At 62.1% G+C, this 23,226-nt stretch carries 19 protein-coding genes and 4 tRNA genes; 21 read left to right on the forward strand and 2 right to left on the reverse strand.

Annotated features, from left to right (window positions below):
* Positions 1-36 precede the first annotated feature (36 nt).
* The 19 genes from leuC to V3W40_RS30585 all read left to right on the forward strand — a co-directional run bounded on the left by leuC (position 37) and on the right by V3W40_RS30585 (position 19,161).
* Positions 37-1,455, forward strand: coding sequence for a 3-isopropylmalate dehydratase large subunit (gene leuC / locus V3W40_RS30495; RefSeq protein WP_027604068.1), 1,419 nt, complete (start codon positions 37-39; stop codon positions 1,453-1,455).
* 10 nt (positions 1,456-1,465) lie between these two features.
* Positions 1,466-2,110, forward strand: coding sequence for a 3-isopropylmalate dehydratase small subunit (gene leuD, locus V3W40_RS30500; RefSeq protein WP_065925092.1), 645 nt, complete (start codon positions 1,466-1,468; stop codon positions 2,108-2,110).
* 137 nt (positions 2,111-2,247) lie between these two features.
* Positions 2,248-3,012, forward strand: a complete 765-nt coding sequence (locus V3W40_RS30505; RefSeq protein WP_065947093.1) for a class I SAM-dependent methyltransferase — start codon at positions 2,248-2,250, stop codon at positions 3,010-3,012.
* 52 nt (positions 3,013-3,064) lie between these two features.
* Positions 3,065-4,147 (forward strand): 3-isopropylmalate dehydrogenase, encoded by a 1,083-nt coding sequence (leuB, locus tag V3W40_RS30510; protein ID WP_017530190.1) that lies wholly within the window; start codon positions 3,065-3,067, stop codon positions 4,145-4,147.
* Between the two features lie 64 nt (positions 4,148-4,211).
* Complete coding sequence (asd, locus tag V3W40_RS30515) at positions 4,212-5,324, forward strand: aspartate-semialdehyde dehydrogenase (protein WP_027604071.1); 1,113 nt, start codon at positions 4,212-4,214, stop codon at positions 5,322-5,324.
* Positions 5,325-5,838: 514 nt separating this feature from the next.
* Positions 5,839-6,849, forward strand: coding sequence for an aspartate-semialdehyde dehydrogenase (locus V3W40_RS30520; protein WP_330216270.1), 1,011 nt, complete (start codon positions 5,839-5,841; stop codon positions 6,847-6,849).
* 163 nt (positions 6,850-7,012) lie between these two features.
* Positions 7,013-9,574, forward strand: a complete 2,562-nt coding sequence (locus V3W40_RS30525; protein WP_330216271.1) for a FimV/HubP family polar landmark protein — start codon at positions 7,013-7,015, stop codon at positions 9,572-9,574.
* A 139-nt stretch (positions 9,575-9,713) separates the two neighbouring features.
* On the forward strand, positions 9,714-10,538 hold the full coding sequence (gene truA / locus V3W40_RS30530; RefSeq protein WP_027604074.1) for a tRNA pseudouridine(38-40) synthase TruA: 825 nt from the start codon (positions 9,714-9,716) through the stop codon (positions 10,536-10,538).
* A gap of 64 nt (positions 10,539-10,602) precedes the next feature.
* Positions 10,603-11,235 carry a phosphoribosylanthranilate isomerase gene (locus V3W40_RS30535; protein WP_330216272.1) on the forward strand — a complete coding sequence of 211 codons (633 nt, stop codon included), beginning with the start codon at positions 10,603-10,605 and terminating at the stop codon, positions 11,233-11,235.
* Positions 11,236-11,478: 243 nt separating this feature from the next.
* Positions 11,479-12,399: an acetyl-CoA carboxylase, carboxyltransferase subunit beta gene (gene accD, locus V3W40_RS30540; protein WP_027604076.1), complete on the forward strand. Its 921-nt coding sequence runs from the start codon at positions 11,479-11,481 to the stop codon at positions 12,397-12,399.
* Entirely contained in the window at positions 12,396-13,703 is a 1,308-nt protein-coding gene (gene folC, locus V3W40_RS30545) for a bifunctional tetrahydrofolate synthase/dihydrofolate synthase (RefSeq protein ID WP_330216273.1), read from the forward strand. The genes accD and folC overlap by 4 nt, the downstream gene beginning before the upstream one ends.
* Positions 13,687-14,346 (forward strand): SPOR domain-containing protein, encoded by a 660-nt coding sequence (locus V3W40_RS30550; RefSeq protein ID WP_027604078.1) that lies wholly within the window; start codon positions 13,687-13,689, stop codon positions 14,344-14,346. Before folC ends, V3W40_RS30550 begins: the two co-directional genes overlap by 17 nt.
* Before the next feature lie 161 nt (positions 14,347-14,507).
* The gene (locus V3W40_RS30555; protein ID WP_003192538.1) at positions 14,508-15,065 is read left to right on the forward strand and encodes a CvpA family protein; all 558 of its coding nucleotides are present in this window, start codon (positions 14,508-14,510) and stop codon (positions 15,063-15,065) included.
* Positions 15,066-15,106: 41 nt separating this feature from the next.
* The gene (purF, locus tag V3W40_RS30560; RefSeq protein ID WP_027604079.1) at positions 15,107-16,612 is read left to right on the forward strand and encodes an amidophosphoribosyltransferase; all 1,506 of its coding nucleotides are present in this window, start codon (positions 15,107-15,109) and stop codon (positions 16,610-16,612) included.
* A 65-nt stretch (positions 16,613-16,677) separates the two neighbouring features.
* The gene (locus V3W40_RS30565; protein WP_065927246.1) at positions 16,678-17,889 is read left to right on the forward strand and encodes an O-succinylhomoserine sulfhydrylase; all 1,212 of its coding nucleotides are present in this window, start codon (positions 16,678-16,680) and stop codon (positions 17,887-17,889) included.
* An 11-nt stretch (positions 17,890-17,900) separates the two neighbouring features.
* A complete protein-coding gene (locus tag V3W40_RS30570; protein ID WP_027604081.1) occupies positions 17,901-18,665 on the forward strand; it encodes an SDR family oxidoreductase in 765 nt (254 codons plus the stop codon).
* Between the two features lie 107 nt (positions 18,666-18,772).
* Positions 18,773-18,848: transfer RNA gene (locus V3W40_RS30575), tRNA-Val, on the forward strand.
* Positions 18,849-18,903: 55 nt separating this feature from the next.
* Positions 18,904-18,980, forward strand: a tRNA-Asp gene (locus tag V3W40_RS30580).
* A 104-nt stretch (positions 18,981-19,084) separates the two neighbouring features.
* Positions 19,085-19,161, forward strand: a tRNA-Asp gene (locus tag V3W40_RS30585).
* 157 nt (positions 19,162-19,318) lie between these two features.
* Here the strand turns inward: V3W40_RS30585 and V3W40_RS30590 are convergent.
* Positions 19,319-20,602, reverse strand: a complete 1,284-nt coding sequence (locus V3W40_RS30590) for an NAD(P)/FAD-dependent oxidoreductase (protein ID WP_065927247.1) — start codon at positions 20,600-20,602, stop codon at positions 19,319-19,321.
* A 184-nt stretch (positions 20,603-20,786) separates the two neighbouring features.
* On the opposite strand from V3W40_RS30590, the gene V3W40_RS30595 reads away from it, so the two are divergent.
* Positions 20,787-20,863, forward strand: a tRNA-Val gene (locus V3W40_RS30595).
* Between the two features lie 164 nt (positions 20,864-21,027).
* Positions 21,028-21,468: a hypothetical protein gene (locus tag V3W40_RS30600; RefSeq protein ID WP_065948011.1), complete on the forward strand. Its 441-nt coding sequence runs from the start codon at positions 21,028-21,030 to the stop codon at positions 21,466-21,468.
* A 30-nt stretch (positions 21,469-21,498) separates the two neighbouring features.
* Here the strand turns inward: V3W40_RS30600 and V3W40_RS30605 are convergent, their stop codons facing one another.
* A complete protein-coding gene (locus V3W40_RS30605; RefSeq protein WP_330216274.1) occupies positions 21,499-22,929 on the reverse strand; it encodes a DHA2 family efflux MFS transporter permease subunit in 1,431 nt (476 codons plus the stop codon).
* Positions 22,930-23,226 lie beyond the last annotated feature (297 nt).

The raw sequence follows: 23,226 nt of genomic DNA on the forward strand, positions 1-23,226 counted from the left end.
CCGGCGCATAGAAACACCGCTGATGAGGACCGACTGATGGCCGGCAAAACGCTTTACGACAAGCTTTGGGATTCCCATGAAGTGAAACGGCGCGACGATGGCTCGTCGCTGATCTATATCGACCGTCACATCATCCATGAAGTGACCTCGCCCCAAGCGTTCGAAGGCCTGCGGCTGGCCGGGCGCAAGCCCTGGCGCGTCGACTCGATCATCGCCACCCCGGACCACAACGTACCGACCACCCCGGAGCGCAAGGGCGGGATCGACGCCATTGTCGACACCGTGTCGCGCTTGCAGGTGCAGACCCTCGACGACTACTGCGACGAATATGGCATCACCGAATTCAAGATGAATGACGTGCGTCAAGGGATCGTCCACGTGATCGGCCCGGAGCAGGGCGCCACCTTGCCGGGCATGACCGTGGTCTGCGGCGACTCCCACACCTCCACCCACGGTGCGTTTGGCGCCCTGGCCCACGGCATCGGCACCTCGGAGGTGGAGCATGTGTTCGCCACCCAGTGCCTGGTCGCCAAGAAAATGAAGAACATGCTGGTGCGTGTCGAAGGCACCTTGCCGTTCGGCGTGACCGCCAAGGACATCGTGCTCGCCGTGATCGGCAAGATCGGCACCGCCGGCGGTAACGGCCATGCCATCGAGTTCGCCGGCAGCGCCATTCGCGACCTGTCCATCGAAGGCCGCATGACCATTTGCAACATGTCCATCGAAGCCGGTGCTCGCGTGGGCATGGTGGCGGCGGACGAGAAAACCGTTGAATACGTGAAGGGGCGCCCATTTGCACCGCAAGGCGCCGATTGGGACGCCGCGGTTGAAGCCTGGAAAGACCTGGTGTCAGACGCCGATGCGGTGTTCGACACCGTGGTTGAACTCGATGCTGCCCAGATCAAGCCGCAGGTCAGCTGGGGCACTTCGCCGGAAATGGTCCTGGCCGTCGACCAGAACGTGCCGGACCCGGCGCAGGAAGCCGACCTGGTCAAGCGCGGTTCCATCGAGCGCGCCTTGAAGTACATGGGCTTGAAGGCCAACCAGGCGATCACCGACATCCAGTTGGATCGCGTGTTTATCGGCTCCTGCACCAACTCGCGGATCGAAGACCTGCGCGCGGCGGCGGTGATCGCCAAGGGCCGCAAAGTCGCTTCGACCATCAAGCAGGCCATCGTGGTGCCAGGCTCGGGCCTGGTTAAAGCCCAGGCTGAAGCCGAAGGCCTGGACAAGATCTTCCTCGAAGCCGGTTTCGAGTGGCGTGAGCCGGGCTGCTCGATGTGCCTGGCGATGAACCCGGATCGCCTGGAGTCGGGCGAGCATTGCGCGTCCACCTCCAACCGTAACTTCGAAGGGCGTCAGGGCGCCGGTGGCCGTACCCACCTGGTCAGCCCGGCCATGGCCGCCGCCGCTGCCGTCAACGGTCGTTTCATCGACGTTCGCGAATTGATCTGAGGAAAACCCGATGAGAGCTTTTACCCAACACACCGGTTTGGTCGCGCCGTTGGACCGTGCCAACGTCGACACCGACCAGATCATCCCCAAGCAGTTCTTGAAGTCCATCAAACGCACCGGTTTCGGCCCCAACCTGTTCGACGAATGGCGCTACCTGGACGTGGGCTACGCCTACCAGGACAACTCCAAGCGCCCGCTGAACAAGGACTTCGTGCTCAACGCCGAGCGCTACCAGGGCGCCAGCGTGTTGCTGGCCCGGGAAAACTTCGGTTGCGGCTCCAGTCGCGAGCACGCGCCGTGGGCCCTGGAAGAATATGGCTTTCGCAGCATCATCGCGCCGAGCTATGCCGACATCTTCTTCAACAACAGCTTCAAGAACGGCCTGTTGCCGATCATCTTGACCGACGAAGAAGTCGACGAACTGTTCAAGCAAGTGGAAGCCGATGTGGGCTACCAGCTGACCATCGACCTGGCTGCGCAAACCGTGACCCGTCCGGACGGCAAGGTGTACCACTTTGAGGTGGACGCCTTCCGCAAGCACTGCCTGATCAACGGCCTGGACGATATCGGCCTGACCTTGCAGGACGGCGATGCGATTGCCGCGTTCGAAGCCAGGCACCGGGTGAGCCAGCCCTGGTTGTTTCGTGACGCATAAATTGATGTAGGCAGGACCGGCCTCATCGGGGGCAAGCCCCTTCCCACCTTTTGAGTTGTGAATACATTCAAATGTGGGAGGGGGCTTGCCCCCCGATAGGGCCGGTACCAGCAACACAACCCTTGAAGGATGCCACCATGACCAGCACCGCCCACACCCAAGTCGTGCAAAAACAATTCGGCGAACAGGCGTCTGCCTACCTGAGCAGTGCCGTGCACGCCCAAGGCACCGAATTCGCGCTGCTCCAGGCCGAACTGGCCGGGCAGGGCGGTGCACGACTGCTGGACCTGGGCTGCGGTGCCGGTCATGTGAGTTTCCATGTGGCGCCATTGGTCAAGGAAGTGGTGGCCTACGATCTGTCCCAGCAGATGCTCGATGTGGTGGCCGCCGCTGCGCAAGATCGCGGTCTCACCAATATCAGCACCGTAAACGGCGCCGCCGAGCGCCTGCCGTTTGCCGATGGCGAATTCGACTTCGTGTTCAGCCGTTATTCGGCGCACCATTGGAGCGACCTCGGCGTGGCCCTGCGCGAAGTGCGCCGCGTGCTCAAGCCGGGCGGCGTGGCGGCGTTTGTCGATGTCTTGTCACCGGGCAGCCCGTTGCTGGACACTTACCTGCAAACCGTCGAAGTGTTGCGCGACACCAGCCACGTGCGTGACTACTCCGCCGCCGAATGGATGCGCCAGCTCAGCGAAGCCGGTTTGCACGTACGCAACAGCAGCCGCCAGCGCCTGCGCCTGGAATACACCTCGTGGGTCGAACGCATGCGCACACCGCAGGTGCTGCGCGCCGCGATCCTGCAGCTGCAGCAGGCGATGGGCCAGGAAGTGCGCGATTACTACGAGATTCAGGCCGACGGCACCTTCAGCACCGACGTGCTGGTGGTCTGGGCCGAACGCTGATTAATTTTCCCGACCTGCCCACGGGCAGGTCGCTCGATGAAATGAGGAACCCATGAGCAAGCAGATTCTGATTCTCCCTGGCGACGGTATTGGTCCGGAAATCATGGCCGAAGCGGTCAAGGTCCTGGAGCTTGCCAACAGCAAGTACAGCCTGGGCTTCGAATTGAGCCACGACGTGATCGGCGGCGCTGCCATCGACAAGCACGGCGTGCCCCTGGCCGACGAAACCCTGGACCGCGCCCGCGCCGCCGATGCCGTGCTGCTGGGCGCCGTGGGTGGCCCGAAGTGGGACAAGATCGAGCGTGATATCCGCCCTGAGCGCGGCCTGCTGAAAATCCGCGCACAGCTGGGCCTGTTCGGCAACCTGCGACCGGCGATCCTCTACCCGCAACTGGCCGATGCGTCGAGCCTGAAGCCGGAAGTGGTGGCGGGCCTGGACATCCTGATCGTGCGTGAACTGACCGGCGGTATCTACTTTGGCTCGCCACGGGGCGTGCGCGAGCTGGAGAATGGCGAGCGCCAGGCCTACGACACCCTGCCGTACAGCGAGAGCGAAATCCGCCGTATCGCCCGCGTCGGTTTCGACATGGCCCGTGTACGCGGCAAGAAGGTCTGCTCGGTGGACAAGGCCAACGTCCTGGCCTCCAGCCAGCTGTGGCGCGAAATCGTCGAAGAAGTGGCCAAGGACTACCCGGACGTCGAACTGAGCCACATGTACGTCGACAACGCCGCCATGCAATTGGTCCGTGCGCCGAAGCAGTTCGACGTGATCGTCACCGACAACCTGTTCGGCGACATCCTGTCCGACCAGGCCTCGATGCTCACCGGTTCCATCGGCATGCTGCCGTCGGCGTCCCTGGACACCAATAACAAGGGCATGTACGAGCCTTGCCACGGCTCGGCGCCGGACATCGCGGGCCAGGGCATTGCCAACCCGCTGGCGACCATCCTGTCGGTCTCGATGATGCTGCGTTACAGCTTCAACCTGAGCGACGCCGCGGATGCGATCGAGAAGGCCGTGAGCCTGGTGCTGGACCAGGGCTTGCGCACCGGCGACATCTGGTCGCAGGGTTGCACCAAGGTGGGTACGCAGGAAATGGGCGACGCAGTAGTCGCCGCGCTGCGGAATCTGTAATCTCTCGGGCCCGCTTGCAGTTGTTGCTGCAAGGCGGCCCACTTTTTAACAAGGTGTAGTTGCGATGAAACGTGTAGGTCTGATCGGTTGGCGCGGTATGGTCGGTTCCGTGCTCATGCAGCGGATGCTGGAAGAGCAGGATTTCGATCTTATTGAGCCGGTGTTTTTCACCACTTCGAACGTAGGTGGCCAAGGGCCGTCCGTGGGCAAGGATATTGCCCCGCTCAAGGACGCCTACAGCATTGAAGAGCTGAAGACCCTCGACGTGATCCTCACCTGCCAGGGTGGCGACTACACCAGCGAAGTCTTCCCCAAGCTGCGTGAAGCCGGCTGGCAGGGTTACTGGATCGACGCCGCCTCGAGCCTGCGCATGCAGGACGACGCCGTGATCATCCTCGATCCGGTCAACCGCAAGGTCATCGACCAGCAACTGGATGCCGGCACCAAGAATTATGTGGGCGGCAACTGCACCGTCAGCCTGATGCTGATGGGCCTGGGCGGCCTGTTCGAAGCCGGCCTGGTCGAGTGGATGAGCGCCATGACTTATCAGGCAGCTTCCGGTGCCGGCGCGCAGAACATGCGTGAGCTGATCAAGCAGATGGGCGCGACCCACGCCGCCGTCGCCGATCAACTGGCCGACCCGGCCAGCGCGATCCTCGACATCGACCGCCGTGTGGCCGAAGCCATGCGCAGCGATGCCTACCCGACCGAGAACTTCGGTGTGCCATTGGCCGGCAGCCTGATCCCGTGGATCGACAAAGAGCTGCCGAACGGCCAGAGCCGCGAAGAGTGGAAGGCCCAGGCCGAGACCAACAAGATCCTCGGCCGGTTCAAGAGCCCGATCCCGGTGGATGGCATCTGCGTGCGCATCGGCGCCATGCGCTGCCACAGCCAGGCGCTGACCATCAAGCTGAACAAAGACGTGCCGATCGCCGATATCGAAGGGCTGATCAGCCAGCACAACCCCTGGGTCAAGCTGGTGCCGAACAACCGCGACATCAGCATGCAGGAACTGAGCCCGACCAAGGTCACCGGCACCCTGAATGTACCGGTGGGCCGCCTGCGCAAGCTGAACATGGGCACCCAGTATCTGGGCGCATTCACCGTCGGCGACCAACTGCTGTGGGGCGCGGCCGAGCCGCTGCGTCGCATGCTGCGGATCTTGCTGGAGCGTTGATCGCTTGAAGCAATAATAGAAGCCCGCGTTCTGGTGACAGGCGCGGGTTTTTTATTGTTCTTTCGGGCGCTATCGGGGGCAAGCCCCCCCCAGTAAACAGCATTTCAAGGTTGGAACTCGGTTGAATGTGGGAGGGGCTTGCCCCCGATAGCCATGGGTATCTACACAACTTCCAGTGAATACGGAATCTATGGCAATTAGGCTTCTGTGGTGAGCGGGCTTGTCGAATCGTCGCACCGCCCGCGCTGGGTTGCGAAGCAGCCCCAAAACCTTCACCTCGATTGATTCTGGCACTCTTCGGTGACCTTATTGGGGCCGCTTCGCAGCCCAGCGCGGGCGGTGCGACGATTCGACAAGCCCGCTCACCACAGAGTTATGTGTCAGCCTTTAAGAGTTGTGTAGATACCTATGCCCCGATAGCGCCATCAGCCACTCCACCAGCCCCAGGCTAATTGCCTCGCTCCCGGCCACCCGGTAAAGTGCCGCTCCCCCCGCAATGCCCGAGGCAGCCCCCATGACCCAGACCTTTGAAATTGCCGTGATCGGTGCCACCGGTACGGTCGGCGAAACCCTGGTGCAGATTCTCGAAGAGCTGGAATTCCCGGTGGGCACCCTGTACCTGCTGGCGGGCAGTAACTCTGCTGGCGCCTCGGTACCGTTTCGCGGCAAGAACGTACGGGTCAAGGAGGTCGACGAATTCGATTTCAGCAAGGCGCAACTGGCCTTCTTCGCCGCAGGCCCGGAAGTCACCCTGAGCTTCGCGCCGCGAGCCACGGCGGCGGGTTGCTCGGTGATCGACTTGTCGGGAGCCTTGCCCGCCGAGCAGGCGCCCCAGGTGGTGCCGGAAGCCAATGCCCACGTCCTCGACGGCCTGGAAAAACCGTTCCAGCTCGGCAGCCCGAGCCCGTCGGCCACCAACCTGGCGGTGGTGCTGGCGCCGTTGCGCGGCTTGCTGGACATCCAGCGTGTCGCCGTCACTGCCAGCCTGGCAGTGTCTGCCCAGGGCCGCGAAGCCGTCAGCGAATTGGCACGTCAGACCGCCGAGCTCCTGAATGTGCGCCCTCTGGAACCTAAGTTCTTTGACCGGCAAATGGCCTTCAACCTGTTGGCACAAGTCGGCACGCCAGACGCCCAAGGGCATACCACCCTGGAAAAGCGCCTGGTTCACGAACTGCGCGCAGTCCTGGAATTACCTTTGCTAAAGATTTCCGCAACTTGCGTTCAAGCCCCGGTGTTTTTTGGCGATAGCCTGACTGTGTCATTGCAATTGGGCGCGGCGGTCGATCTTGCCGCCGTCAACCGCGCATTGGAGGCCGCGCCGGGTATCGAGCTGGTAGAAGAGGGGGATTACCCTACAGCCGTGGGCGACGCAGTGGGCCAGGATGTGGTCTATGTAGGTCGGGTGCGCGCGGGAGTGGATGACGCGGCTGAACTAAATCTGTGGCTGACGTCAGATAACGTACGCAAGGGCGCCGCCCTTAACGCCGTGCAGTTGGCGCAGTTGTTGATAAAACGCCTTGCGTAAAAGATACTTGGCGGCAATTTGTAGATTGATTCTAACCAGGCGCTATGCTTGGCCCCAAGCAGGAACAATTGCGCGTCGGTGACCTATCGGCTCGCCATGCCTTATGGCAAGCGGTTACCAACCTTCTCGCAGGCCGGGGAGTGTTCAAACAAAGGATGAGGCTATGGTTCAAGTTCGCAAACTGGTGTTAGCAATAGCGGCCGCCTCGGCGCTGTCCTCCGGTATGGCGCAGGCGCTCCAGTTGGGGGAAATGACCCTCAAGTCGAAGTTGAACCAGCCGTTGTCGGTGGAAATCGAATTGCTCGATGTCGGTGGCCTCACGGCGTCCGAGATCACCCCGAGCCTGGCCTCATCCCAGGCGTTCGTGGACGCGGGCGTCGATCGCCAGGCGTTTCTCGATGACCTGACGTTTACCCCGGTCATCAATCCCAGCGGTCGCAGCGTGGTGCGCGTCACCTCCAGCAAGCCGCTGCCGGATTCCTACGTACGTTTCCTGCTGCAGGTGCAATGGCCCAATGGCCGCCTGATGCGCGACTACAGCGTGTTGCTCGACCCTGCCAAGTTCGACCAGTCGGCTTCGACCCCCGCAGCACCTGCACCGCGCGTGGGAACGCCCGCCCGCAGTGCGCCCGTTGTGAGCAAGCCGGCCCAGCACACCACCACGTCCCGCGACACCCTGTGGGAAATTGCGCAGAAGCACCGCAATGGCGGCTCGGTGCAGCAGACCATGCTGGCCATTCAGGCACTCAACCCCGACGCCTTTATCGACGGCAATATCAACCGCCTGAAAACCGGCCAGGTGCTGCGCCTGCCGGACACCGTACAAAGCACGGCGTTGCCGCAACCTCAGGCAATCGCCGAAGTGAGGGTGCAAAATGCCGCGTGGCGCCAGGGGCGGCGCGGGGCTACCAATCAGGCGGCCGGCAAGCAGCAACTGGACGCCACCAAGCGTGCCCAGGCCGGCAATGCGCCGTCGACCACCAATACCCAGGACAACCTGAGCCTGGTCTCGGCTGAAGCAGCCAGGAAAGGCGGCAAGGGCAAGGCCGGCGACAGCCAGGTCCTGAGCGACAAGCTGGCGATGACCCAGGAGCAACTGGACACCACTCGCCGCGATAACGAAGAACTCAAGAGCCGTGCGGCAGATCTGCAAAGCCAGTTGGATAAACTGCAAAAGTTGATTCAACTGAAGAACGATCAACTGGCCCGTTTGCAGGCAGATAAAGGTGCCCCGGCCGTAGCGGCGACGGCAGCGATCCCTGCACAGCTGGCAAGCGACCCGGCCGCCACGCCGGCCGCACCCGCTGCACAGGCCGTCGCGCCAACGCCAACCCCGGCGGCGCCGGCACCTGAGGCAGCTACGCCGGCCGCGGCACCTGACACCACGGAAGGCAAGTTCAATGAGCTGCTGACCAATCCGGTTGTCCTCGGTGTGATCGGCGGCGCGGCTGGCCTGGTGGTGTTGCTGCTCCTGCTGCTGTGGGCGCGCCATCGCAACGCCCGCCGTGAAGAGGAAAAGCACTTGCGCATGGCGCGGGCGCTGGCTGAAGAGCCGGAATTTACCTCGAGCATCGAACAGGACCTGCCGTCGGACAGTTTCGAAGGCCTCGAAGTGCCGCCGCCGAACGTCAAGCTGGCAGCCGCTCCGGCACCTGCTCCAGTGGTTGCGCCGGCGGTAGCGGTTCCGACGGTTGCCTCCGTGCTCGCGCCGCTGGCCGCTGCCGTGGCCCCGCAAAACGCCAACGATGCCCTGGCGCAAGCCCAGTCCCATATCGACCGTGGTCATCTGAACCAGGCCGCCGATGTGCTGGAGCAAGCGATCAAGCACGAGCCCAAGCGCAGCGACCTGCGGTTGAAGCTGATGGAAGTCTACGGCCTGCAAAGCGACAAGGACGGTTTCGTGACCCAGGAGCGTCAACTGGTGGCCAATGGTGAAAACCATGCCCAGGTCGAGCAGCTCAAGTCGCGCTTTCCTGCGATGGCGGTATTGGCGGCGGGCGTCAGTGCCGCGGTTGCCGCCGCGGCCCTTGACGCTCAGTACGTCAAGGACCTGCTGGAAGACAAACCGGCTGCCCCGGCCGCCGAGCCCGATGCACTCGACACCGATTTCGACCTGAGCCTGGATGAGCTGGAGGCGGCTTCGCCAGCCAGCCTGGACGACGAGCAGACGTTTGCAGCGCTCCTGGAGCAGCAATCGGCGCCCAAGGCCGGCGAGGAAGACCTGTCGGACTTCGACCTGGACCTGCAACTCAATGACCCGGCGTCCGAGCAATCCGACGACGACTTCCTTTCCGGTCTTGAGGATCAGATGAAGGATGCGTCGGCAGTCGAGCCGCCGACGCTGACCCCGTCCGCGCTGGATGACTTCGATTTGCCGGAGGATTTCGACCTGTCCCTGGCGGACGAACCAGACGCAGCGGCCAAGCCTGATGCCTTCGCTTCGGAGCTGGACGATGTCAACGCCGAGCTGGATCGCCTGTCCCAGAGCCTGGAAAGTCCGCCCATCGAACCTTCCTTTACCGCTGAGGACGCGGCGCTGGGCGATGATGAGCCGGAGTTCGATTTCCTGTCCGGTACGAATGAAGTCGCCACCAAGCTAGACCTCGCCCAGGCCTATATCGACATGGGGGATGCCGACGGCGCGCGGGACATTCTCTCTGAAGTGCTCACCGAAGGTGATGAGGCGCAGCGCGGCGAGGCCAAGGAAATGCTCGGCAAAATCTGAAGGTCGATGCCGGTGCGGTGTGGGAAGGTCAATCCCAACAAAAGCGCACGCCACGCAGCTGGCGCATTTATAATGGCCGCCTTCGCGCAACTCATCAGGCTCTCAGTTCTTGGCAAATATAGATAACCCGGCCGCCGAAATGGCGGCCGCTGGCTTTTACCGCATCGCCCTCGGCGTGGAATACAAAGGCTCGCGCTATCGCGGCTGGCAGCGCCAGGCGTCAGGCGTGCTGACGGTGCAGGAAACCCTGGAGAAGGCGCTGTCGAAAGTGGCTGACTCCCCGGTGTCGTTGATGTGCGCCGGGCGTACCGATGCCGGTGTGCATGCCTGCGGCCAGGTGGTGCACTTCGATACCCAGGCCGAACGCACGATGAAGGCCTGGGTGATGGGCGCCAATATCAATTTGCCCCATGACGTCAGCGTCAGTTGGGCCAAGGTCATGCCTGCGCACTTTCATGCGCGCTTCAAGGCGATTGCCCGGCGTTATCGCTATGTGATCTACAACGACCAGATCCGTCCCGCGCACCTCAACGAAGAAATCACCTGGAACCACCGTCCGCTGGATGCCGAACGCATGGCCGAGGCTGCGCAGCATCTGGTAGGGGTGCATGATTTCAGTGCGTTTCGTGCCGGCCAGTGCCAGGCCAAGTCGCCGATCAAGGAAGTCCACCACCTGCGGGTGACTCGCCACGGCAAGATGATCGTGCTGGACATCCGCGCCGGCGCCTTCCTGCACCATATGGTGCGTAACATTGCGGGCGTATTGATGACCATCGGCACCGGCGAGCGCCCGGTGGAATGGGCCAGGGAAGTGCTGGAAAGCCGCATTCGCCGCACGGGCGGCGTCACGGCGCATCCGTTTGGCCTGTACCTGGTGGATGTGGAGTACCGCGACGAGTTCGAACTGCCGCAGCGCTTCATCGGGCCACACTTCCTCACAGGGTTCAGTGAACTTGGCGGCTGACGCCCGGAATAGCTTTTGTTACCATCCGGGACTTTATCGGTCCAACCCCTGAGGTTTCTACGACATGCCTGCCGTTCGCAGCAAGATTTGCGGGATTACCCGCATAGAAGACGCGCTGGCGGCAGTCGAGGCGGGGGCGGATGCCATTGGCCTGGTGTTTTATGCCAGGAGCCCGCGGGCGGTGAATGTGTTGCAGGCGCGGGCGATCATTGCGGCGCTGCCGCCGTTCGTGACCACCGTGGGCTTGTTCGTCAACGCCAGCCGCTGCGAACTCAACGAAACCCTGGATGCCGTGCAGCTGGATATGCTGCAATTTCATGGCGACGAAACCCCGGATGAATGTGAAAGCTACCAACGCCCGTATATCAAGGCGTTGCGGGTCAAGGCGGGTGACGATATAGCGAGGGCCTGCGCGGCCTATTCCGGCGCGCGTGGCGTTCTGCTGGACACGTATGTCGAAGGCGTACCCGGTGGTACCGGTGAAGCGTTCGATTGGTCGCTGATCCCCGAAGGATTGAGCAAGCCGATCATCCTGGCCGGGGGGCTCAACCCAGCGAATGTCGGTGCGGCGATTCAACAGGTCCGGCCGTATGCCGTGGACGTCAGCGGTGGGGTAGAGCAAGGCAAGGGCATCAAGGATCACGGCAAGATTCGCGCATTCATGCACGCGGTGCGCAACAGCAGTGGCGGGATGTGACGGCTGGCAGTCTGCCGCCGTCCATAACTACCACTGTGTAAAACAGCCCGGCGCCGCCTGAGGGAGGCCCGGAAATGAAGTGGCAACCTGCGCAGGCAGGCTGTCTGGAAGGCTGAGGATGCAGGCTGGAAATGGCAGGTCGAACGTCTGACCCCGTCCAGCCTGCGTCATCGCCACATATGAATTTAGCTCAAGGGCATACGCGGGGCTGTGTTCAAGCCACCGGTACTGGAGAAAGAAAGCATGAGCAACTGGTTAGTAGACAAACTGATCCCTTCGATCATGCGTTCCGAGGTGAAGAAAAGCTCGGTTCCTGAAGGTCTGTGGCACAAGTGCCCATCCTGCGACGCGGTGCTGTACCGCCCCGAGCTGGAAAAGACCCTGGATGTTTGCCCCAAGTGCAACCACCACATGCGTATCGGCGCCCGCGCCCGCATCGACATCTTCCTCGACGCCGACGGCCGTAACGAGCTGGGCGCCGACCTGGAGCCGGTCGACCGTCTGAAGTTCCGCGACGGCAAGAAGTACAAGGACCGCCTGACCGCTGCGCAAAAGCAGACCGGTGAGAAGGACGCGCTGATTTCCGTCAGCGGCAAGCTGCTGGGCATGCCGGTGGTGGTGTCGGCGTTCGAGTTCTCCTTCATGGGCGGCTCCATGGGGGCCATCGTCGGCGAGCGCTTCGTGCGCGCGGCCAACTACGCCCTGGAAAACCGTTGCCCGATGATCTGCTTCGCCGCCTCCGGTGGTGCGCGGATGCAGGAAGCGTTGATCTCCCTGATGCAAATGGCCAAGACCTCTGCGGTGCTGGCGCGTCTGCGCGAAGAAGGCATTCCGTTCATCTCCGTGCTGACCGACCCGGTCTACGGCGGTGTTTCCGCCAGCCTGGCGATGCTGGGCGACGTGATTGTCGGTGAGCCAAAAGCCCTGATCGGCTTTGCCGGCCCGCGCGTGATCGAGCAGACCGTGCGCGAAAAACTGCCGGAAGGCTTCCAGCGCAGCGAGTTCCTGCTGGAGCACGGCGCAATCGACCTGATCATTCCGCGCGGTGAGCTGCGTCCACGCCTGGGTAGCCTGCTGGCGCAGATGATGGGCCTGCCGACACCTGTTTACGTCGCGCCTAAAGTCGAGCCGATCGTTGTGCCGCCGGTGCCTGCGAACCTATGACCCAACGTACCCTGGGCGAATGGCTCGCCTACCTCGAGCAGTTGCATCCGTCCGCCATCGACATGGGCCTGGAGCGCTCGCAACAGGTAGCGGCCCGCCTTGGGTTGGGCCGGCCGGCGCCGCGTGTGATCACGGTGACCGGCACCAACGGCAAGGGTTCTACCTGTGCCTTTGTTGCCGCGCTGCTGCAGGCCCAGGGGCTGAAAGTCGGCGTGTACAGCTCGCCGCACTTGCTGCGTTACAACGAGCGGGTGCAACTCAATGGCGTCGAAGCCAGCGATGAGCAACTCTGCGAAGCCTTCGCCGCACTCGATGCCGGGCGCGGTGAGATTTCCCTGACTTACTTCGAAATGGGCACCCTGGCGGCGTTCTGGCTGTTCGAGCGTGCGCAGCTGGATGTGGTCGTGTTGGAAGTGGGCCTGGGGGGGCGCCTGGACACCGTCAACGTGGTGGATGCCGACCTGGCGCTGGTCACCAGTATTGGCGTGGACCATGCCGACTACCTGGGGGATACCCGCGAGTCCGTGGCCTATGAGAAGGCCGGGATTTTCCGCCCGGGCAAGCCTGCGCTGTGCGGTGACCTGGATCCGCCGCAGCCCTTGCTGGACAAGGTGTGTGAGCTGGGCTGCCCATTCTTCCTGCGTGGCCGCGAATTCAATCTTGAAATCGGTGACCGGCACTGGCAGTGGCGCGGCCGGGATGCCCATGGGCAGGCTGTGGAGCTGCGTGATCTGCCCTTGCTGAACCTGCCGATGGAGAACGCCGCACTCGCGCTGCAAGCCTATCTGTTGCTGGACCTGCCTTGGCAGGCTGAGCAGATTGCTGCGACGTTGCTGGCGACCCGCGTGGTCGGGCGCCTGGATCGCCGGGTGTTCGACTGGCACGGCAAGCGCCTGAACCTGTTGCTGGATGTGGGGCATAACCCCCATGCAGCGCAATACCTGGCCAAGCGCCTGGCACGCACGCCGCCGGTGGGGCGTCGCCTGGCTGTATTCGGTTTGCTCGCCGATAAGGACCTGGAGGGCGTAGTTGCGCCGTTGCTGGACAGCGTCCAGGCTTGGGCGGTAGCGCCGCTGGATACGCCCCGCAGCCGTCCGGCCCATGAGCTTGAGATCGCGTTACAGAACCTTGGTGCGCCCGTGGCGTCGTATGCAAGCGTGACTGCCGCCCTGGAGGCTCAGTGCGCGGTGGCGACGGCCGAGGACGAAATTCTGTTGTTCGGATCATTTTATTGTGTTGCCGAGGCGCTTGAGTGGTTGGCCCGGCGCTCCACGGAGGAAGCTGCAGATGGCATTACTGGATAGCGCATACAAGCAGCGAATGGTTGGAGCCCTGGTGCTGGTGGCATTGGCGGTGATTTTCCTGCCGATGCTGTTTTCCCGCCAGGACGAGCAGCGCCAGGTGGTCGTCGAGGCTCCGGCTGCGCCCCAGGCACCGGCAGTGCCCCAAGTGCAGGTGGAGCCGGTGGTGGTGCCTGAACCGCAGGCGTTGCCGGAAGAAGAACCGGTGCCGACCGATGATGAGGTGGCCGCGCAGCAGGCGCCGTCGATGCCGGTGCAGCCAAGCGTGCCGGTGGTCAAGCCGACACCTGCTCCGGCGGTCGCCGCCAAGCCGGCGACACCTGCGCCTGCGCCCAAACCTGTAGCGCCACAGCCTGCCGCGCCGGGCAAGCCGGATGTGGGGCAGAGCCGTATCGACCCGAACGGCTTGCCGATCAGTTGGTCGATCCAGGTGGCCAGCCTGGGCAATCGTGAAGGCGCCGACGCCTTGCAGAAGAAGCTGCGTGCCCAGGGCTACAACGCCTACATCCGTAGCGCCGACGGCAAGAACCGGGTGTTTATCGGGCCGCTGATCGAGCGCGCCGAGGCCGACCGGCTGCGGGATTTGCTGGACCGTCAGCAGAACCTGAAAGGCTTCGTGACCCGCTTCCAGCCTGAGCGCGGCTGAACCCGCATCGGTTTAAACCTGAAGTCCAATCAAATGTGGTGAGGTTGAAATGTGATCGGCCCGCCACAATCTATTGATTTGCAAAGCAGCCGCAATCACAGCTTACCGACAGCCCGACGCTCTGCTAAAATGCGCCGCCTTATCCGTCCGTAGGCTCAAACGTGCCATTTACCTGGGTTGACTGGGCGATCGTTGCAATCGTCGCCATCTCCGCTTTGATCAGTCTAAGCCGCGGCTTCGTAAAAGAAGCACTGTCGTTGCTGACCTGGATCATCGCAGGAGTCGTAGCCTGGATGTTCGGCGGTTCGTTGTCGGTCTACCTGGCCGGATACATCGAGACACCTTCGGCTCGCGTCATCGCGGGCTGCGCCATCATGTTCATCGCCACGCTGCTGGTGGGGGCAATGGTCAATTATCTTATTGGCGAGTTGATACGTGTCACCGGCCTCTCCGGGACCGATCGATTTCTCGGCATGGCCTTCGGTGCCGCGCGTGGTGCGTTGCTGGTGGTCGTGGCGGTCGGGCTGTTGAGCCTGGGGCCGGTACAGCAGGATTCGTGGTGGCAGGAGTCGGTACTCGTGCCAAAATTTCTATTGGTTGCAGATTGGTCCAAGAACCTCATATTGGGGTGGAGCAGTCAGTGGCTGGCCAGCGGAATCAGCGTACCCGCTGATCTTCCGTTCAAGGAACACCTCTTGCCGGCCAAAACGCCGCAGTAAGTTGTGTTCAGTCAAGATTCATTAAGTAGGGGTTGCGTCGCATGTGTGGCATCGTCGGTATCGTCGGTAAGTCGAACGTCAATCAGGCGCTGTATGACGCGCTAACCGTCCTCCAGCACCGCGGCCAGGACGCTGCCGGTATTGTGACCAGCCACGACGGCCGGTTATTCCTGCGCAAGGACAATGGCCTGGTACGTGACGTGTTCCATCAGCGTCACATGCAGCGCCTCGTCGGGCACATGGGCATTGGCCATGTGCGTTACCCGACCGCCGGTAGCTCGACGTCGGCCGAAGCTCAGCCGTTCTACGTCAACTCGCCTTACGGCATTACCCTGGCGCATAACGGTAACCTGACCAACGTTGAGCAACTGGCCAAGGAGATTTACGAATCTGACCTGCGCCACGTCAACACCAGCTCCGACTCGGAAGTGCTGCTCAACGTGTTCGCCCACGAGCTGGCCCAGCGCGGCAAGCTGCAGCCGACCGAAGAAGATGTGTTCGCCGCCGTGATCGACGTGCATAACCGTTGCGTCGGCGGTTATGCCGTCGTTGCGATGATCACCGGCTACGGCATCGTCGGCTTCCGTGACCCCCACGGTATTCGCCCGATCGTGTTCGGCCAGCGTCACACCGACGAAGGTGTCGAGTACATGATCGCGTCCGAAAGCGTGTCCCTGGACGTGCTGGGCTTCACCCTGATCCGCGACCTCGCGCCGGGCGAAGCGGTGTACATCACCGAAGACGGCAAGCTGCACACCCGTCAGTGCGCTGTCGCGCCGAAACTCACCCCGTGCATCTTCGAACACGTCTACCTGGCGCGTCCGGATTCGATCATCGATGGTGTGTCGGTGTACAAGGCGCGCCTGCGCATGGGCGAGAAGCTGGCCGACAAGATCCTGCGCGAGCGTCCCGAGCACGACATCGACGTGGTGATCCCGATCCCGGACACCAGCCGTACCGCGGCGCTGGAGTTGGCCAACCACCTGGGCGTCAAGTTCCGCGAAGGCTTCGTGAAGAACCGTTACATCGGTCGCACCTTCATCATGCCGGGCCAGGCGGCGCGCAAGAAGTCGGTGCGCCAGAAGCTCAACGCCATCGAACTGGAATTCCGCGGCAAGAACGTGATGCTGGTGGACGATTCCATCGTGCGCGGCACCACCTGCAAGCAAATCATCCAGATGGCCCGCGAAGCCGGTGCGAAGAACGTGTACTTCTGTTCCGCAGCGCCTGCCGTGCGTTACCCGAACGTGTACGGTATCGACATGCCGAGCGCCCACGAACTGATCGCCCACAACCGCACGACCCAGGACGTGGCCGACCTGATCGGCGCCGATTGGCTGATCTACCAGGACCTGCCGGACCTGATCGAAGCGGTCGGTGGTGGCAAGATCAAGATCGAGCAGTTCGACTGCGCCGTGTTCGACGGCAAGTACGTGACCGGTGACGTCGACGAGGCCTACCTGAACAAGATCGAGCAGGCGCGTAACGACTCGTCGAAGATCAAGACCCAGGCGGTCAGCGCGATCATCGATCTGTACAACAACTGAGTAGACACCGGCCCTGAGGGGCCGGTTTTGTATCTTAAATAAAGAATTGAGTAAGGAGTCGCAGCATGAGTCAGGAATGGGATGCCGGTCGCTTGGACAGCGACCTCGATGGCGTAGCTTTCGATACCCTGGCTGTGCGCGCCGGCCAGCACCGTACCCCGGAAGGTGAACACGGTGACCCGATGTTCTTCACCTCCAGCTACGTGTTCCGCACAGCGGCCGACGCCGCGGCGCGCTTTGCTGGCGAAGTGCCGGGTAACGTTTATTCCCGCTACACCAACCCGACTGTGCGCGCGTTCGAAGAGCGTATTGCGGCCCTGGAAGGCGCAGAGCAGGCGGTGGCAACGGCAACCGGCATGGCGGCGATCCTGGCGGTGGTGATGAGCCTGTGCAGTGCCGGCGACCACGTGCTGGTGTCGCGCAGCGTGTTCGGTTCGACCATCAGCCTGTTCGAGAAGTATTTCAAGCGCTTCGGTATCGAAGTGGACTACGTGCCCCTGGCGGATCTGTCCGGGTGGGGTGCGGCAATCAAGTCCAACACCAAGCTGCTGTTCGTCGAGTCGCCGTCCAATCCGTTGGCCGAGTTGGTGGATATCGCCGCGTTGTCCGAAGTGGCTCACGCCAAAGGCGCAATGCTGGTGGTCGACAACTGTTTCTGCACGCCGGCCTTGCAGCAGCCGCTGAAGCTGGGCGCGGACATTGTGGTGCACTCGGCCACCAAGTTTATCGATGGCCAGGGCCGTTGCATGGGCGGCGTGGTTGCCGGTCGCAGCGAGCAGATGAAGGAAGTGGTGGGCTTCCTGCGCACCGCCGGCCCGACCCTGAGCCCGTTCAATGCCTGGATCTTCCTCAAGGGCCTGGAAACCCTCAGCCTGCGCATGAAGGCCCATTGCGCCAACGCCCAGGCCCTGGCCGAGTGGCTGGAGCAGCAGGACGGTATCGAAAAAGTGCATTACGCCGGCCTCAAGAGCCACCCGCAGCACGCATTGGCCCAGCGCCAGCAGCGTGGTTTCGGCGCCGTGGTAAGTTTCGAAGTGAAGGGCGGCAAAGAGGGCGCCTGGCGCTTTATCGATGCGACGCGCCTGATCTCCATCACGGCCAACCTGGGCGACAGCAAGACCACCATTACCCATCCGAGCACCACGTCCCACGGACGCCTGGCACCGCAGGAGCGTGAGGCGGCCGGTATCCGGGACAGCCTGATCCGCATCGCGGTCGGCCTGGAAGATGTCACGGATCTGCAGGCTGACCTGGCTCGCGGGCTGGCTGCCTTGTGATCGAGTGGTCCCTGGAGGCCGCGGCGGCCAGTAATGGGCGCGTCGCCCTGGTGACGGGCGCGGCGCGGGGTATTGGCCTCGGGATTGCGGCGTGGCTGATCAGCGAAGGCTGGCAGGTGGTCTTGACCGACCTCGACCGCGAGCGCGGTTCCAAGGTGTCCAAGGTGCTGGGCGAAAACGCCTGGTTTATCACCATGGACGTGGCTGACGAGAAACAGGTGGCCCAGGGGGTCGCCGAAGTCCTGGGGCAATTCGGTCGCCTGGACGCGTTGGTCTGTAACGCTGCGGTGGCCGACCCGCACAACATCACCCTGGAAAGCCTTGACCTGGCTTACTGGAATCGCGTGCTGGCCGTTAACCTCAGTGGGCCGATGTTGCTGGCCAAGCACTGTGCGCCTTACCTGCGTGCCCACGGCGGCGCCATCGTCAACCTGGCGTCGACCCGGGCTCGTCAGTCGGAGCCGGATACCGAGGCTTATGCGGCGAGCAAGGGTGGCCTGTTGGCCCTTACTCACGCCTTGGCGATCAGCCTCGGGCCGGAAGTGCGGGTGAATGCGGTCAGTCCTGGCTGGATTGATGCCCGTGATCCAGCTGCGCGGCGTGCCGAGCCTTTGACCGATGCCGATCATGCCCAGCATCCGGCGGGCAGGGTGGGTACGGTAGAGGACGTGGCAGCGATGGTGGCGTGGTTGCTGTCGCGCCAGGCCGGGTTTGTCACCGGGCAAGAGTTTGTGGTGGACGGTGGCATGAGCAAGAAGATGATTTACAGCGAGTAGGACGGGTAGCCGTCTTGAAGCCATTTTGTCTTTTTCAGAAAAACTTCAAGCAGGCTATTGACTTAGGTCCGCTACCTGCGTAAATTTCGCGGCCTCAACGAAGCAAAGGGTGATTAGCTCAGCTGGGAGAGCATCTGCCTTACAAGCAGAGGGTCGGCGGTTCGATCCCGTCATCACCCACCACTTCTTGAGAGTTTTGCCTTCGGGCAGGACGCAACGTTAAAGGTTGCACCGACGCGCAGCGGTAGTTCAGTCGGTTAGAATACCGGCCTGTCACGCCGGGGGTCGCGGGTTCGAGTCCCGTCCGCTGCGCCATATTTTCCAGGTTCGATTTATCGGGCTTGAGGTTGAACAGCCAAGCTGATCAATCAGATGTTCAAAGACGGTTGAGGCGGTTTGCTCAGCCGGTCAAGCGATACGCAGCGGTAGTTCAGTCGGTTAGAATACCGGCCTGTCACGCCGGGGGTCGCGGGTTCGAGTCCCGTCCGCTGCGCCATATCTGCCTCAAGGCCCGCTGAACGCCTTGAAGCACAAAGAAAGCCACTGGCTACTTTGATCCGATAGCAAAGACCCTGGTCGAAAGACCGGGGTTTTTTGTGTCTGCAATTTGGCAATTTTTTGCGGGAGCCGGCGAACCGGCTCCCATTGATTTGTCAGAAGCCCAGCTTATCCCGCAGCCCGTAGTACCAAGCTCCCAGTGCCGCAAACGGTGTGCGCAACAGTTGCCCGCCCGGGAATGGGTAGTGCGGCAGGTCGGCAAACGCATCGAAGCGCTCTGCCTGGCCTCTCAGCGCTTCCGCCAGGACCTTGCCCGCCAGGTGGGTGTACGTCACGCCATGGCCGCTGCAGCCTTGTGAGTAGTAGATGTTGTCGCCCAGGCGACCAACCTGCGGCAAGCGCGACAGGGTCAGCAGGAAGTTGCCGGTCCAGGCGTAGTCGATCTTCACATCCTTGAGTTGCGGGAAGGCCTTGAGCATCTTCGGGCGGATGATTGCTTCGATGTTCGCCGGGTCGCGCGCGCCATACACCACGCCGCCGCCGAAGATCAGGCGCTTGTCACTGGTGAGGCGATAGTAGTCGAGCAGGTAGTTGCAGTCCTCTACGCAGTAATCCTGCGGCAGGAGTGTCCTGGCCAGCTCATCCCCGAGTGGCGCCGTCGTGATCACCTGGGTGCCACAGGGCATCGACTTGGCCGCCAGCTCCGGCACCAGGTTGCCCAGGTAGGCATTGCCCGCGACGATGATGAACTTGGCCCTGACTTTACCTTCTGCCGTATGGACCACCGGGTTGGCGCCACGCTCGATGCGCACCGCCGCCGATTGTTCGTAGATCGTCCCGCCCAGGGACTCCACGGCGGCGGCTTCACCGAGTGCCAGGTTGAGTGGGTGGATATGGCCGCCACTCATGTCCAGCAGTCCGCCGACATAGTTGTCACAGGCCACGACCTCACGAATGCGGCGCTCGTCCAGCAACTCCAGCTGTGTATGGCCGTAGCGCTCCCACAAGCGTTTCTGCGACTCCAGGTGGCCCATGTGCTTGCTGTTGAGTGCCGCGAACACGCCGCCGTCCTTCAGGTCGCACTGGATCTGGTACTTGGCGACCCGCTCGCGAATGATCCTGCCGCCCTCGAACGCCATCTGCCCCAGCAACTGCGCCTGTTGCGGGCCGACGCTGCGCTCGATCACATCAATGTCACGGCTGTAGCTGTTGACGATCTGCCCGCCATTGCGGCCTGACGCGCCAAAACCCACCTTGGCGGCTTCCAGTACCGTCACGCGAAAACCGTTCTCCAGCAGGAACAGCGCGCTGGACAGGCCAGTATAGCCGGCACCGATCACGCACACATCGGTTTCGACGTCGCCTTGCAACATTGGGCGTGGCGGAACTGCATTTGCGGAAGCGGCGTAATACGACTGGGGGTAGGGGGTGTTCGCCATCCTGGAACCTCTGTTTTATATTTTTTACGAGTGCCCTGATCCTACCTGAGTTGAAAATTGCCTGCCAGCCACCCCAAAAAGTGCGGTGCGCCGGCTGCAAATAAATAATTCGCATATTCATAGGGTTAGCTGCAAAAAAGATGTTGACACCCCTCCGGAATTCCGTAGAATGCCGCCTCACAGCAGGCACGTAGCTCAGTTGGTTAGAGCACCACCTTGACATGGTGGGGGTCGTTGGTTCGAGTCCAATCGCGCCTACCAAACAAAATCCGCTCTGCTGGGCGGTCTGGAAGGGCCCACCGAAAGGTGGGCCCTTTTTTGTTCATGCGATTTATTACTACCCGAAAATCTTCCCACCCCCCGCCTAAAGTAATCCACCCCCAGGCCGATAGAGATCGCAAATCTCTTACTCTCGGACACTTGGCATGCTTATCAACATCAGCACTACCGCCTCCGTAGCAAGCACTCCAAGCACTGTCAGCTCGACGGCTGCCGCGACCAAGGAAAGCACAAGCAGCGCAGGCGGCACGACCGTCAACATGCACGCTGATTCCAATGGTGCGGCAGGTGTAAGTGGCGGTGGCGGTGGCCAAGCCTCCTCGCTCTCGAAGGAGTCCGATACCGTCAAAGAGTTGAAGAAGCAGATCGAGCAGTTGCAAAAGCAGCTTCAAGCGCAGCAGCAAGCCTTGCAGAAAGCTCAGTCCAGCAACCAGAGTGCAGAAGCCAAAGCGGCGGCAGTAGCGGCGGCGCAGATGCAGATCGCCGGCACTGCGGCGGCGTTGCAGACAGTGACTTCCGCACTGTTGCAGGCAGTCACCGATGAGGGCAACAGCACGTCGGGCTCGATGGTTAGTACCACCGCCTGATACTGGCAACAGTGTGTTGAGTCGCAGCCTTCACTGTCGATTCAACACACTTTCTCCCGCTCCCACCGTCAAGCGATACACATCCACCAGCGCCCACGCTCCCAGCAGCGCCACGCCGACGAACGCCACGCGAAAATCCCCGACCTGTGCCTGCATCTCATGCCCCTGCAGGGTCATGGATGCTCGTAGCAGCAGCGCCGCCACCGTTACGCCCATCCCCATGGCCAGCTGGAATGACATGCTGAACAGTGCCGAGGCCTCACTCATGCGCGGTTTGGGCACATCCGCGAAGCCGATCGAGTTGTAGCAGGTGAACTGCATCGAGCGGGACAACCCTCCCACAAATAACACGGCCGCGATCAGCACAAATGGGGTCTGCACCGTGAAAAGCGCGCAAGCGGCTATCGACACCACGCCGATTATCCCGTTCACCAGCAAGACCCGGCGAAACCCATAGCGGCGCATGATGGCCGTGGTGAACGGCTTCATCGCCAGATTGCCAGCGAATACCGCCAGCACCAGCAAGCCTGCGTCCACCGGGGACAAGCCAAAGGCGACTTGAAACAGCAGCGGCAGCAGGAACGGCAGGGCGCTGATGGCCAGGCGAAACAGCGAGCCGCCATAGATGCTCACACGAAATGTATCGATGGACAGGGTCTCGAGCGGCAATAACGGGTCGCTGGCATGGCGGCAATGGTGCACGGCCCACACTGCCAGCGCGATGCCTGCCGCGACCAGCACGGCGCCTGGAATAAGGCGTTCACCGGTCTGGTTACCCAGCCATTCCAGCCCGCCCAGCAGGGCCACACAGGCGCCTGCCAGCAGTACAAAACCCTTGGCATCGAACTGGCGCACGCTGGCTTCACGGTCTTCCGGTACAAGCCATAGTGCGGCGGCCAATGCCAGCGCACCCAGCGGCAGATTCACGTAGAAGATCCATGGCCACGATGCATGCGTCACGATCAAGCCGCCGACCAGCGGCCCCAGAATCGGCGCGACCAGGCCGGGCCAGGTAATGATCGCGATCATTTTCACCAAGTCTTTCTTATCCGTATTACGCAGCACGGCCAGGCGCCCCACGGGCACCATCAATGCGCCGCCGATGCCCTGCAGGACGCGGGCGAACACGAACATCTCAATACTTTGGCTGAGCCCGCAGAGCAGCGAGGCGAGGGTGAACAGGATGATTGCGCCAGCGAATACCCGGCGCGCACCAAAGCGGTCGGCGACCCAGCTGGACAACGGTATGAAGATCGCCACGGCGAGGATATAGGCAGTGATGCCGATGTTCATGTCGACCGGTGTCACGCCAAAGGCCGATGCCATGGTTGGCAGCGCGGTGGCGATAACCGTGGCGTCGAGGTTCTCCATGAAGAAGGTCACGGCGACCACCAGGGCGATCAGACTGGTTTGTAGGCTAAGGCGGTTTTGCGCGGCGGAATCTGGAATGGCTGAGCTCACCGGTGCTGCCCTTTTTCAGTGAACGGTTTGAGGAAGAAGGCCGACCAACTGCCCGATGCGCCGCGCACGATAAACGGGCGGCGTTAAGATGAGCGAATCCTTCATGGTCTGTCCACGTCTTGTTACTCGCGGGCTACTCAATTACCCACAAAATTTATTGGTTTGCAGCAACAATTTTTCTTGTTGGACACCTCCCGCTCCCAGGCAGCACAGTTGCCGCCACTGACGCTCGCCCTGACGGGCCAACAATAAAAAACCGAGCCGACTGCACGCCACTTCCTGCTGTGAACCCTTTGT

This window comes from Pseudomonas sp. AM8 (assembly GCF_036346475.1).
In the GTDB taxonomy this organism is placed as follows: domain Bacteria; phylum Pseudomonadota; class Gammaproteobacteria; order Pseudomonadales; family Pseudomonadaceae; genus Aquipseudomonas; species Aquipseudomonas marginalis.

Coding starts and splice junctions, on each gene's coding strand:
- leuC (WP_027604068.1), top strand. CDS start 37: ATGGCCGGCAAAACGCTTTACGACAAGCTTTGGGATTCCCATGAAGTG.
- leuD (WP_065925092.1), top strand. CDS start 1,466: ATGAGAGCTTTTACCCAACACACCGGTTTGGTCGCGCCGTTGGACCGT.
- V3W40_RS30505 (WP_065947093.1), top strand. CDS start 2,248: ATGACCAGCACCGCCCACACCCAAGTCGTGCAAAAACAATTCGGCGAA.
- leuB (WP_017530190.1), top strand. CDS start 3,065: ATGAGCAAGCAGATTCTGATTCTCCCTGGCGACGGTATTGGTCCGGAA.
- asd (WP_027604071.1), top strand. CDS start 4,212: ATGAAACGTGTAGGTCTGATCGGTTGGCGCGGTATGGTCGGTTCCGTG.
- V3W40_RS30520 (WP_330216270.1), top strand. CDS start 5,839: ATGACCCAGACCTTTGAAATTGCCGTGATCGGTGCCACCGGTACGGTC.
- V3W40_RS30525 (WP_330216271.1), top strand. CDS start 7,013: ATGGTTCAAGTTCGCAAACTGGTGTTAGCAATAGCGGCCGCCTCGGCG.
- truA (WP_027604074.1), top strand. CDS start 9,714: ATGGCGGCCGCTGGCTTTTACCGCATCGCCCTCGGCGTGGAATACAAA.
- V3W40_RS30535 (WP_330216272.1), top strand. CDS start 10,603: ATGCCTGCCGTTCGCAGCAAGATTTGCGGGATTACCCGCATAGAAGAC.
- accD (WP_027604076.1), top strand. CDS start 11,479: ATGAGCAACTGGTTAGTAGACAAACTGATCCCTTCGATCATGCGTTCC.
- folC (WP_330216273.1), top strand. CDS start 12,396: ATGACCCAACGTACCCTGGGCGAATGGCTCGCCTACCTCGAGCAGTTG.
- V3W40_RS30550 (WP_027604078.1), top strand. CDS start 13,687: ATGGCATTACTGGATAGCGCATACAAGCAGCGAATGGTTGGAGCCCTG.
- purF (WP_027604079.1), top strand. CDS start 15,107: ATGTGTGGCATCGTCGGTATCGTCGGTAAGTCGAACGTCAATCAGGCG.
- V3W40_RS30565 (WP_065927246.1), top strand. CDS start 16,678: ATGAGTCAGGAATGGGATGCCGGTCGCTTGGACAGCGACCTCGATGGC.
- V3W40_RS30590 (WP_065927247.1), bottom strand. CDS start 20,602: ATGGCGAACACCCCCTACCCCCAGTCGTATTACGCCGCTTCCGCAAAT.
- V3W40_RS30600 (WP_065948011.1), top strand. CDS start 21,028: ATGCTTATCAACATCAGCACTACCGCCTCCGTAGCAAGCACTCCAAGC.